This window comes from Ruegeria sp. SCP10 (assembly GCF_040329495.1).
Taxonomy (GTDB): domain Bacteria; phylum Pseudomonadota; class Alphaproteobacteria; order Rhodobacterales; family Rhodobacteraceae; genus Ruegeria.
Genome location: NZ_JBDZYF010000026.1, coordinates 1 through 10,279 on the forward strand (window position 1 = coordinate 1; position 10,279 = coordinate 10,279).

Genomic DNA, 10,279 nt, shown 5'->3' on the forward strand with positions numbered 1-10,279 from the left:
GCTTGGTTCCGGGTTTCTTACTCATCTCCACTCCTTGGCGGTTACGATGAGCCAGAAACCCTCTCTTATCAAATCGACTTAAACTGTCCCATTGGTGCTGACGTCAGACAAGCGGTAGAATGAAGCGGGGCACGCCGGTGATCCAGACAATTGCCTTCCAAAGCACAACAACGACAAGCGTCGCCGCCAGCCCTGCACGCCAGCCGCTCATCGCGCAACTGGGAACCCGGCCCATGCCGCATCGAAAAAGGCGCGTTCGAGGGCGACGGCCTTGGTAAACGTCGCCTCGACATCTGCGCGGGCGTTGTCATCAAGACCCAGCCAGACGGCATCAAGCTGCGCGCGCAGATAGGCGACGACCCCTTCGAAACCAGCGCCCGCATGAAGGGTGATCCATTCACCGAGCCAGAACGGCAGGTCATTGGCCTTATCTTCAAACGGCGCGGCCCAGTCTAGGTAGATCCACTCGGCCACGACAAGCACTGATAGCATTATTTCATATCGGCCCGAGCAGCGGGCGTCGTCCATCAGGTCCTGGAAGGCGCGGGTTTCGGGGGCGGCCTCTTCAGCCTGCGGCACCTCAAGCGCCTCTAACGCGCGCAGGAAATAGGTGTTCTCCGGCCCGCAGATCAGCCCAAGGAACCGCGCACCCGGCACCGCATCCGTCAGACGGGGTGCATGGGTCACGGCGGAGGCAAGCAGCCGCACAAATCCTTCAACAAAAAGATAATCTTGTTGCAGGTATCCGGCCATCGTGTCGCGCCCAAGCGTCCCATCTGCAAGGGCATCGGTGAACGCATGAGAGGTGGCGGCGTGCCAGTCGTCGTCGGCCAGCGCTCGGAGGGTTTCTGTGGCGCTCATTCTGGGCTCCTGAGGTCATTGAGAAGTCTGGTTTGCGTCGCAACGACGTCCGGCGCATTGACAGGACGGGGAATTGTGCCGCCGGGTCTGGGAATGTCGATCAGCTGTGACGGGGTCATGATCTTGATGTGCTCGCCCAGCCGAGCGGCCTCGGACGGGTTATGAGTCACAAGCAGAACAGTCCGCCCTTTCAGAAGCGACGCGGTCAGGTCCTGCATCTGCAGACGTGTAAGCGCGTCGAGGGCAGAAAACGGCTCATCAAGGAGGACGAGGGGACGATCCTCAAGACCAACCTTTTCCAAAAGCTGCATTGCACGGTCTCTGTCAGGGGTATCACCGCGCAGGCGAGGCCCGATCATGACGTTGTCCAATGTATTGAGCCAGGGCAAAAGCAGGTCTTGCTGCGCCATCAGGGCGACGCGGCCCGGATCGGTGATGTCACCCTGAAACGCGACCGCATCGGCCAGCCCGGCAAAGAGCTTGAGCACCGTGGATTTGCCAACCCCGCTGGCCCCCAACAAGCAGGTCCATTTGCCCGGCTCCACGGTCAGATCAAGGTGCGAGAAGATTGGCGCGCCGCCAATGCGGGCCGACCCGCTGAGCCGCACAGCCTGTGTCACGGGGTCAGCCCCATGTCCCAGAAACCGACCTCCAATCTTGTTGCCGTCGCAAACCGCTTTTGAAGTCTGGACCAGCGCGGGCTGGATTGCGGGTCTTCCCCCAGTCGGCTTTGCACCGCCGTATCGATCAGGGTGCCGACATCCCGGCAGACCTGTTGGTAGTCTTCACCGGCGTAGGTGTTGATCCAGTCGGCATAGGTGTCGGACGTCTTGGACGCCGCAAGCGCACGGCCAATTTCGCCGTAGCCCATGACGCAGGGTACCAGGGCCGCGAGCAGGTCCAGCAGATCACCCGAATAGCCCGCATCCAGCACATAACGCGTATAGGCCAGATTTTCGGCGCGTTCTTCGATCTTAAAGAGTGTCGCCTCATCAATCCCAGCTTCGGCGCAGATTTTGGTGTGCAAAGCAATTTCTTCGTTGATCAAACCGTTCACCATGCCTGCGGCCAACCGCATTTCCGCTACCGTGTCCGCCTTTGTGACGGCAAGCGCCCAGGCGCGCGAGAAGTGGATCAGAAAAACGTAATCCTGTTTGAGGTAGTGCAGGAACGCCGCTGGTGGCAATGTTCCATCCTCAAGGCCACGCACAAATGCATGTTCCGTGCAATCAGACCAGGCGGGGGTCACCCCCCGCCAAGTCTCAAAGACCACTCCGTAGCTCATTCTGCACCCAGATCGACGGCAAGTGCTGAAACGGGTCGCGTCCCCTCGACCAAACCACTGTCGGCCAAAAACTGTTCAAACCGGGTATAGCGGCCTTCATCCAGCGCTTCGGGACGCAAGGCAAAGCGGGGCAACGTATCGACCCATGCTTTCGCGTTCAAACCATCGTCCAGTTCCGGCGCATAGCCCTTGAAAAGCTCCCATGACGCATCGGGGTTGTTGACGATGTACTGGGTCGCCAGTTCGGTCGCGCGCAGAAAGCGGCGGACCTGATTCCGGTCCATCAGCTCGGGATTGGCGACATAGATCAGCTCGTCATAGGTTGGTACACCCTCTTCCTCGACATAGAAACACTTGCCTTCGACCCCTTCGATTTCCATCTGGTTCAACTCAAAATTCCGGTAGGCGCCGATCACCGCATCCACCTGACCGGACATCAGCGAGGGGCTGAGCGAGAAGTTGACATTGACCATCTCAACCTCATCAAGGCTGACACCGTGCTTGCCCAGCATCGCTGTCAGCACGGCCTCTTCCACACCCGCGACCGAAAAGCCGATCTTGGCACCTGACAACTGGCTGATCTCTTGAATGGGCCCGTCTTTGAGGACCAGCAGACAGTTCAGCGGCGTGGCGACCAGCGTGCCGACGCGGAGCAGCGGCAGGCCTTCGGCGACCTGCAAATGCTGGCTGGGCTGATAGCTGACGGCGATGTCCCCCTGCCCCGCGGCGACCAGTTTTGGCGGGGCGGATGGGTCCGCGGGCGGGATAATCTCGACCTCAAGGTTCTGATCGGCGAAAAGCCCAAGCTCTTCGGCGACAATGATCGGGCCGTGATCGGGGTTGATGAACCAATCCAACAGCACGGTCATCTTGTCCTGTGCATAGGCTGGGGCCGCAATCAGCAATGCTGCGGCGGTTGTCAAAAGAACTCTCATGTGGGTCTCCTTAGTCTCCCAATGCAAGGAGCTTGATGTCCCCTTGCCAGTGTTGCGAAAGCCGCTCGGCCGCCTGCCAGGCGCGCAGCCCGCTCCGACAGGCCAAAACGACGCGCATGTGGTGCGTGGGTGCGGGCCCGCCCGCACCGAACGCAGCAGCGGTGGATCGGATGGCGTCGGGCAGCGGCGGACCGCCCTCATCGCTTCCGCGCAGGTCCACCAGAAAGTCTTCCGCGGCAATGTCACAGGGCGCGATAAAGGCGGGGTTGGGCGCAGGATCGGGGGCGCTGTCAAAGCGAAAGCCGCCAAAGCGTAGGCTGCGCGCGTCATAGGTGACCAGCTGCCCGAGTGGTGCACGATCACCAACAAGAACGGCCAGTGCCATGTCCGCTTGCAGGCTGCCGATCACACCTACGCTGGGGCCAAGAACCCCATCGCTGTCACACGACCCAAGCCGGTCGGGCAGGTCAGGAAATACCGCACGCAGGCCCGGTTTGCCACCGCAGAAGCCGCCGACATATCCGTCTGAGCCTACGACGCTGGCACTGATCAGCGGCTGGCCCGTCTGAAGGCAATGATCCGACGCGATATAGCTGACCGCAAAGCTGTCGGCGCAGTCCAGAACCAGATCAACATCCTCGCAAAACGCCGCAATATTGGAAGGGTCCATGCGGGTCGAGACCGCCTCAATCCGCACGTCACTATTAAGATCGGCAAGGCGGCGCCCTGCCACCTCTGTCTTGGGCTGGCCAAGGTCCGTTTCGCGAAACAGCGTCTGGCGGTGCAGATTGCTGAGGCTCACCACATCCGCATCCACCAGCCGAATATGGCCCACGCCAGCGCCCACAAGATATGGCAGGCCCGGGGCTGCCAATCCACCAGCCCCGATCACAAGAACCCGGGCATCGGCCAGCCTCGGCTGCGCGTTAGCCCCAAGGACTGCGGTTTGGCGGGCATAGCGGCTCATGCGCAAGCCTCCAGCCACGCGTGGACGCGCGCTTCGGGGTCGTCATTCAAAGTGATGTCCGTCACCGCAGACACGATGTCGGCCCCGGCGGCAAAAGCACCGGACGCACGTTCAACACTCATCCCGCCGATCGCAACTAGAGGAACGTCGCCGATGCGCTCTTTCCAGATCGTCAATTTCTCGACGCCCTGCTGAGGCCATTTCATTTTCTTTAGGATGGTGGGATAGACAGGGCCAAGCGCCACATAATCGGGGGCAAGGGCCAAGGCGCGGTCAAGCTCTGCGTCATCATGGGTCGAGACACCCAGCTTCAACCCCGCTTTGCGGATTGCTGCTATGTCAACAACATCCAGATCCTCTTGCCCCAGGTGCACCCAGTCGCAGCCCAATTCGATGGCCAGCTGCCAGTAATCGTTGACAACCAGCACGGCACCCTGCGCGCGGCAGAGATCGCGGGCCTCGGCCAGTTGCACCCCGACAATGTCATCGGGTTCATCCTTGATCCTGAGCTGCACAAGCTTGATCCCCAGAGGCAGCAAGCGTCGCAGCAAGGCAACATCATCAAAGATGGGGTAGAAGCGTGGGAGGGTCATAGAAACGCCTTCCCCAGAACGGGGGTCGACGGTGCCGCCATATCGCGCGGCTCCATCGGGTCGGCATGGGCGGCCAGCGCTCCAGCCTCAACCGCGCACGCGAACCCCTCGGCCATCGCCGCGGGATCACCGGCCTTCGCGACGGCGGTGTTTAGCAAGACCGCGTCATATCCCAGTTCAATCGCATGGGCGGCCTGCGACGGCAGACCAAGGCCCGCATCAACGACCAGTGAAATTTCGGGAAAATGTGCGCGCAGGCTGCGCAGCCCGTAGATATTGTTCAACCCGAGCCCCGTGCCAATCGGTGCGCCCCAGGGCATCAATACCTTGCAGCCCACCTCGACAAGACGTTCACACAGCACCAGGTCCTCGGTGCAATAGGGAAAGACTTCGAAGCCATCATCGGTGAGCTGCCCCGCCGCCTCAACAAGACCGAAAGGGTCGGGTTGCAGCGTGTCCGCATGGCCGATGACCTCCAGCTTGATCCAGTTCGTATCAAACAATTCGCGGGCCATCTGTGCTGTGGTGATGGCCTCGCGGACAGAGTAGCAGCCGGCGGTATTGGGCAGTACCGCGACACCGAGCTTTTGGATCAACGCCCAAAAATCCTGCCCCGCCTGTTCGCCACCGGCCTCGCGCCGGACGGAGACCGTTGCAATCCCGGCAGCCGACCTTCGAAAAGCATCGGCCAAAACGGCAGGTGAGGGGTATTGCGCCGTCCCCAGCATCAAACGCGACGCAATCTCTTTTCCATAGAAAGTGGGCATCTCAGCCCCCCTGCCTTGGGGCAACGATTTCAATTCGGTCGCCATCGGCCAAGGCCTGCGTGTCGCGCATCGCCTTGGGCACAAACGCCTCATTCAGGGACGTGGCAACCTTTGCATCGCCTTTGCCCAATTCGGCCAGCAAAGCCGCCAGGGTTGGTGACGCGGTGTGCACGGCCTCACCGTTCACGATGATCTTCATACCAAACCTCCGGTGTTTTACCCTCAAGAACGAGGTCAGCTGTCATGCGCGCCAGTGCAGGGGCAAGCATGAACCCATGCCGAAACAGACCATTTGCGCAGATGCGATCGCTCAGATGCCGAATGCGCGGTTGATTGTCAGGAAAAGCCGGGCGTGCGTCAACGCCGATTTCCAGCAGTTCGGCTTCGCCAAAGGCAGGATGAAGCGCGTAAACCGCGTTCATCAACTCCATCACTGAGCGCAGTGTCGCGCGGCTGCGATCGCTGCTTTCGATCTGGGTTGCACCCAGCATGAAGACCCCATCCCCGCGCGGCACGATGTAAAGCGGAAAGCGCGGGTGGAGCAGTCGCACAGGGCGGGAAAGTGATACGTCCCTGCAGCGCACCACCAACATCTCACCCTTGACCCCGCGCAGGTCTGCCAAGGTGTCGTTCGCTACAAGCCCTCGGCAATCGATGATTTGACCGTTGATGTGATCATCAAAGACAACCCCGTTCTCAGCGAGCCGCGCATGAAGGGCCATCAGGGTTGCACGCGGATCAAGGTGAGCCTCTGCATTAATGAAGAGCGCTTTGGCGAAGTGATTCGCCAAATGCGGCTCAAGCGTGTTTATCGCCTTGCGGTCCAAGCTCCGGGCACTTGGCGCACGGCGGGCAAAGGTGGTCAATTCGCATTGATCGCGTTCCAAAGCAACCACGAGTGTTCCCTTATGCGAGACCTCTGCTCCATGGCGTTCCCACCAATCAGCGGCCATGCGGCCTTGCCGCACAACCTCTGGCTCTGCGCCGACCCCCTCGCAATCGGGTGCCAACATGCCACCGGCCCACCATGAGCAAGCGTGCTCACCGGGAGCACCATTGAGATCAAAAAGAGTCACTTGTGCGCCGCGCGAAGACAGCTCTGCCGCCATAGCGAGGCCGCAGACACCGCCGCCCAGTATGGTGAACGCATTACTCATGCCCAAAGCGCGTGGAAGTGGTGAACAGGGCCATGACCGTGCCCGACCTCCAGCGTATCCGCCTGCACGATTGCCTGATGCAACCAGTGATGCGAACGCACGACGGAGGCCTTCAAGGTCAGACCTTGTGCAAGACATGCGGCAATCGCGGACGAGAACGAGCATCCTGTGCCGTGAGTATTGCCGGTTTGTATACGAGGCGCAGACAACTGATGCGTTGCATCGCGTGTCACCAGTGCATCGACGCATGTCGCCCCGTCGGCGTGCCCGTCTTTCATTAAGACGGCTTGCGCTCCGAGATCGAACAGCCGGGCGGATTGTTCTGCGAGTGTCCCGGCTCCAACGAGACTTTCAGCTTCGGGCAAGTTTGGGGTGAGCAAAGTTGCGCGCGGGATCAGCTGTGTTGTTAGGGCGTCAATAGCACTGTCGGTCAAAAGTTTATCACCTGACTTCGCGACCATCACAGGATCGAGCACGACCGAACCCGAAAAGTTGCTGAGCGCTTCGGCAACGGCCTTAATCAACGAAGGTGTCCCCAGCATTCCAATCTTGATGGCATGAATGTCAATGTCGTCCAAGACGGCTTTGATTTGCGCTGCTACAATATCATCCGGCACAGCATGAATGGCCGTAACAACTTGCGTGTTTTGGGCAGTAATAGCGGTGACAACGGACGCGCCATAGACCCCCATCGCAGAGAATGATTTCAAGTCAGCCTGTACGCCTGCGCCACCACCCGAATCCGAGCCTGCGATCGTTAAAGCTTTGGCTATCACGATACCGATCCTTTAATTTCTTCGAACAGGACAGGTACCGGAAAAATAGAATTTTCCATACCAGCCCTCACTGTTTACTCCGCCGATCCTGAGCTGATTAGGTTCAATAGGTTTGCACCAAAACGCACCTCAGCCCGGGACTGGCATCAAAACATAAGTAGTTACAGACTAATTGTTGCAGTGGATTCGTCAATGCTGCACCGACGAGATGCCCAGAGAGCCCGAATTGTGCAACAATCCCTATAGAAAAGGATACGCGATACGAAAAAACGGGACCCGGCTGAACTGGCCATATACCCTGATTAATGCAACAGTTCCTTTGAAAGATGCTAGCTTAAGGCAAACGGACACAGGAAAGGCGATCCATGGAACATCACATCGCGGTCGGAGCGCCTGTCCTGAGAAGCAACCGGCTTTTGTTGGCTCGACATACTGTTCCCGGACGCTTTGATTTCTGGGCACCTTCTGGTGGCAGCGTTGGCGATGGGGAAGAGCTTGAGGCTGCCGTTGCCCGAGAAACCTTCGAAGAAACACGGGTTATGGTACACCCAAAGCAACTCGCCTACATCGACGAGTTGATCGATGATAGCGGACGCATGGTGAAATTCTGGTTCGTCGCGGACTATCTCAGTGGGGAGATTGATACGGCTTTAAACCCGGCCCTGGAGGAGGCGGTAACTGAGGCCGGCTGGTTTGCGCAGAACGCATTGCCGGCCGGGCACGTTTTCCCCGAGATTATCCGCTCGGTTTTTTGGGAGCCTCGCGAGGCGGGTTTCGAACAGATTCGAAGACTCTCCTTGCAACACTCAATATTCTAAAGATGACGTATCGCCCTTGCCATTGGAGCAATCCTGCAGACACTGTGAAGTCTCCAAGAAGGCCAACCAATGTGTGCTGCCAAACAAAAAATTGCGAAACGCAATCGTATGTTACGAAACCAATTTTCAATTGGGGATCATGCTCCGACAATCATTAATGCCATCGTCAGAGATTCCAAGAACCGATGCGATGACTCAAAAACTAGAGGTCGATCTTGGCTCTGGGAAGGTCATTGCCGCGCGGGAGGCGGATCCCCCTTTGCAAATCCACAGGCACTACGGATGTGTCCCAGAAACGATCGGAGACGAGGGTGAAGCACTAGACCTACTTGTCTTCGAACCGATGCCGCAAAATAGGAAGGCTGGTGACGTGCTCGCCGTTCGCCCGCTAAGCATACTCAAAACCCACGATGACTGGGAAATGCGGGATGACAAAATCATCGCATTGCCCTCGGGTCAGATATGGGAACACATCCAACAGATCGATGATCTCCCTCTGATCCAGCGTGGGGCGGGTTCGAGATGCAGTACCAAGGATGCGATCGAAACCTTCTTTCGTTCGTACAAACGGATGGCACCGTTAGCTTTGACCGGTTGGGGTAACGCAGCCGCCGCAAAGAATGCTATCTCGAAAGGTCAGAAGCGATATAGCTCCATAATAGGCCCTTTGAGCGTCGAGACAGCTCGTGCGTATCAGCAATTCCAGCATGTCTTTGTTCCTCCGCCACCAAAACATTTTGGGCCCACCAAATATGTGGAAGACATTCAGACCGTACGGAAACTCTTCGAGCGACAAAAACCCACACCCAGAATATGGCCAGATCGTCTCCGGCCAAGGTCTTCACAGCATCCGACGACCGTGTCTGGCTTAAACAGGCAAGCAATTCCGGCATTGTCGCTAGTTTCGTGGATCATGAGAACCACGAGGTGGAAAACGTGGCTGGCCTGAGTGCACAAGACCTCAAAACCATTCAGTTTCAAAGAGCGGATGGCACCAAGGTTGTAATCGCCGAAGCTAGGGTGGACGAACACGCAATTCTCGACCGTCTACTGAAAATCGGGATTGACATCGAAAATGAACGCTGCCTCGTACTCAATGCGCCTGACAGGATGATACCGTGGGAGGTTCCCGCGCACGGTCCTATCCGTATGACGCAGCTCACAAATTGGATCGACTACGGATTCAATATATGGCCAAATCGTGGCAACCTGCCACAATTGGTAATTGGCGAGGCGTTGGAGCACATCGCCGCCTTTCAGGGAAGGCCTGCGGCACTTGATGATTTCATAGCCCAAAGCAAGGAGGTCTTCGAGGGCGTTCACATCCTCTAGCTTAGTGATGGCGCACCATTCGGAAGCCCTACGAACAGTATCGACGTAGGGACGGCCATAATTAGTAACGCCAACCTTTCCGCCCGGAGCCGTGATGCCATGCAGGAAAGACTTGGCCGCCCTATCGACAACTCATTGCTCGTTAACGAAGACGCGCCCAGCCTGCGTTGCGCCGTTGTTCCGGTCGACAAGGTGACATATGCCATGCTTTTGGAAGGAGGTCCCCTATATCACGCTTCGATTAATCGTCGAGAGCTCGACCCGCTTGATCCCATGGATGCCTTTTTCGACCTGCACGGCTCCGCACACCAAAGTCTTGCCGCACGTGTGCAAGCGAAGCGCGAAGCACACAAAGAGTTGGATCCCCATCACTGTCCAAGAGGGCCTGCGCCTCATCAATCGAGCGGAGAAAAAGACAACTAAACAACCGACCGGCGCGAGCCGGTCACTTGTTTACCTCTTGCCCGTCAGATGCTTGCTGGGATGCGCGGCAAAGACTGATCTTGCCGCCGCACCGCGGTCTCTACAACAGAGAACTAACAGCAATTTTCGTGCTGCTTGCTTGCGTCGCAAAAAATGAACTCTCAAGTTGGGCTTTTTCTTCGAAGCCGCGGCACGACTGACGAATGGCAGGTTCAGATTTCAGCATCGACGAGCGCCCGATAAACGGTCATCCGTGAAACCCCCAGCTTTCGCGCGATCTGTGCCTTGGCAACGCTCTGTCTTGCCAATCGCCGGATTGCATCATCATCGACGGATTTCTTCCGCCCTTTGTAGATGCCCTTGCC

Annotated in this window: 14 protein-coding genes and 1 pseudogene; 4 read left to right on the plus strand and 11 right to left on the minus strand. The window is 58.1% G+C overall.

Annotated features, from left to right (window positions below; all coding sequences use genetic code 11):
• Window positions 1-207 precede the first annotated feature (207 nt).
• From ABLN87_RS21540 to thiD, 10 genes are read right to left on the minus strand one after another with little or no spacing between them, the layout of a single operon-like run.
• Entirely contained in the window at window positions 208-861 is a 654-nt protein-coding gene (locus tag ABLN87_RS21540) for a TenA family protein (RefSeq protein ID WP_353014132.1), read from the minus strand.
• Complete coding sequence (locus ABLN87_RS21545) at window positions 858-1,481, minus strand: ATP-binding cassette domain-containing protein (protein ID WP_353014134.1); 624 nt, start codon at window positions 1,479-1,481, stop codon at window positions 858-860. The genes ABLN87_RS21540 and ABLN87_RS21545 overlap by 4 nt, the downstream gene beginning before the upstream one ends.
• Window positions 1,478-2,146 (minus strand): thiaminase II, encoded by a 669-nt coding sequence (gene tenA, locus ABLN87_RS21550; RefSeq protein WP_353014135.1) that lies wholly within the window; start codon window positions 2,144-2,146, stop codon window positions 1,478-1,480. The genes ABLN87_RS21545 and tenA overlap by 4 nt, the downstream gene beginning before the upstream one ends.
• The gene (locus tag ABLN87_RS21555; protein ID WP_353014136.1) at window positions 2,143-3,081 is read right to left on the minus strand and encodes an ABC transporter substrate-binding protein; all 939 of its coding nucleotides are present in this window, start codon (window positions 3,079-3,081) and stop codon (window positions 2,143-2,145) included. The genes tenA and ABLN87_RS21555 overlap by 4 nt, the downstream gene beginning before the upstream one ends.
• Before the next feature lie 10 nt (window positions 3,082-3,091).
• The gene (locus ABLN87_RS21560; protein ID WP_353014137.1) at window positions 3,092-4,048 is read right to left on the minus strand and encodes a HesA/MoeB/ThiF family protein; all 957 of its coding nucleotides are present in this window, start codon (window positions 4,046-4,048) and stop codon (window positions 3,092-3,094) included.
• Window positions 4,045-4,641 (minus strand): thiamine phosphate synthase, encoded by a 597-nt coding sequence (locus ABLN87_RS21565; RefSeq protein WP_353014139.1) that lies wholly within the window; start codon window positions 4,639-4,641, stop codon window positions 4,045-4,047. Before ABLN87_RS21565 ends, ABLN87_RS21560 begins: the two co-directional genes overlap by 4 nt.
• On the minus strand, window positions 4,638-5,408 hold the full coding sequence (locus ABLN87_RS21570) for a thiazole synthase (RefSeq protein ID WP_353014140.1): 771 nt from the start codon (window positions 5,406-5,408) through the stop codon (window positions 4,638-4,640). Before ABLN87_RS21570 ends, ABLN87_RS21565 begins: the two co-directional genes overlap by 4 nt.
• A 1-nt stretch (window position 5,409) precedes the next feature.
• The gene (gene thiS, locus ABLN87_RS21575) at window positions 5,410-5,607 is read right to left on the minus strand and encodes a sulfur carrier protein ThiS (protein WP_353014142.1); all 198 of its coding nucleotides are present in this window, start codon (window positions 5,605-5,607) and stop codon (window positions 5,410-5,412) included.
• Window positions 5,585-6,565, minus strand: coding sequence for an FAD-dependent oxidoreductase (locus tag ABLN87_RS21580; protein WP_353014144.1), 981 nt, complete (start codon window positions 6,563-6,565; stop codon window positions 5,585-5,587). The genes thiS and ABLN87_RS21580 overlap by 23 nt, the downstream gene beginning before the upstream one ends.
• On the minus strand, window positions 6,562-7,341 hold the full coding sequence (gene thiD, locus ABLN87_RS21585; protein ID WP_353014146.1) for a bifunctional hydroxymethylpyrimidine kinase/phosphomethylpyrimidine kinase: 780 nt from the start codon (window positions 7,339-7,341) through the stop codon (window positions 6,562-6,564). Before thiD ends, ABLN87_RS21580 begins: the two co-directional genes overlap by 4 nt.
• 365 nt (window positions 7,342-7,706) lie before the next feature.
• On the opposite strand from thiD, the gene ABLN87_RS21590 reads away from it, so the two are divergent.
• From ABLN87_RS21590 to ABLN87_RS21605, 4 genes and pseudogenes are all read left to right on the plus strand, one after another.
• Window positions 7,707-8,159, plus strand: coding sequence for an NUDIX domain-containing protein (locus tag ABLN87_RS21590; RefSeq protein ID WP_353014148.1), 453 nt, complete (start codon window positions 7,707-7,709; stop codon window positions 8,157-8,159).
• A 157-nt stretch (window positions 8,160-8,316) separates the two neighbouring features.
• Window positions 8,317-8,796, plus strand: a pseudogene (locus ABLN87_RS21595) (inorganic diphosphatase); the annotation flags it as partial.
• A 176-nt stretch (window positions 8,797-8,972) separates the two neighbouring features.
• Window positions 8,973-9,491 (plus strand): hypothetical protein, encoded by a 519-nt coding sequence (locus ABLN87_RS21600; protein ID WP_353014154.1) that lies wholly within the window; start codon window positions 8,973-8,975, stop codon window positions 9,489-9,491.
• Window positions 9,492-9,590: 99 nt separating this feature from the next.
• Entirely contained in the window at window positions 9,591-9,914 is a 324-nt protein-coding gene (locus tag ABLN87_RS21605; protein ID WP_353014150.1) for a hypothetical protein, read from the plus strand.
• Between the two features lie 212 nt (window positions 9,915-10,126).
• Here the strand turns inward: ABLN87_RS21605 and ABLN87_RS21610 are convergent, their stop codons facing one another.
• Window positions 10,127-10,270 carry a helix-turn-helix domain-containing protein gene (locus tag ABLN87_RS21610; protein WP_353014152.1) on the minus strand — a complete coding sequence of 48 codons (144 nt, stop codon included), beginning with the start codon at window positions 10,268-10,270 and terminating at the stop codon, window positions 10,127-10,129.
• Between the last annotated feature and the right edge of the window lie 9 nt (window positions 10,271-10,279).

Bases quoted from the DNA above. Each gene is read 5' to 3' on its own strand.
- ABLN87_RS21580 (WP_353014144.1), bottom strand. From the start codon at position 6,565: ATGAGTAATGCGTTCACCATACTGGGCGGCGGTGTCTGCGGCCTCGCT.
- ABLN87_RS21540 (WP_353014132.1), bottom strand. From the start codon at position 861: ATGAGCGCCACAGAAACCCTCCGAGCGCTGGCCGACGACGACTGGCAC.
- ABLN87_RS21560 (WP_353014137.1), bottom strand. From the start codon at position 4,048: ATGAGCCGCTATGCCCGCCAAACCGCAGTCCTTGGGGCTAACGCGCAG.
- ABLN87_RS21590 (WP_353014148.1), top strand. From the start codon at position 7,707: ATGGAACATCACATCGCGGTCGGAGCGCCTGTCCTGAGAAGCAACCGG.
- ABLN87_RS21555 (WP_353014136.1), bottom strand. From the start codon at position 3,081: ATGAGAGTTCTTTTGACAACCGCCGCAGCATTGCTGATTGCGGCCCCA.
- ABLN87_RS21565 (WP_353014139.1), bottom strand. From the start codon at position 4,641: ATGACCCTCCCACGCTTCTACCCCATCTTTGATGATGTTGCCTTGCTG.
- ABLN87_RS21570 (WP_353014140.1), bottom strand. From the start codon at position 5,408: ATGCCCACTTTCTATGGAAAAGAGATTGCGTCGCGTTTGATGCTGGGG.
- tenA (WP_353014135.1), bottom strand. From the start codon at position 2,146: ATGAGCTACGGAGTGGTCTTTGAGACTTGGCGGGGGGTGACCCCCGCC.
- ABLN87_RS21600 (WP_353014154.1), top strand. From the start codon at position 8,973: ATGGCCAGATCGTCTCCGGCCAAGGTCTTCACAGCATCCGACGACCGT.
- thiS (WP_353014142.1), bottom strand. From the start codon at position 5,607: ATGAAGATCATCGTGAACGGTGAGGCCGTGCACACCGCGTCACCAACC.
- ABLN87_RS21605 (WP_353014150.1), top strand. From the start codon at position 9,591: ATGCAGGAAAGACTTGGCCGCCCTATCGACAACTCATTGCTCGTTAAC.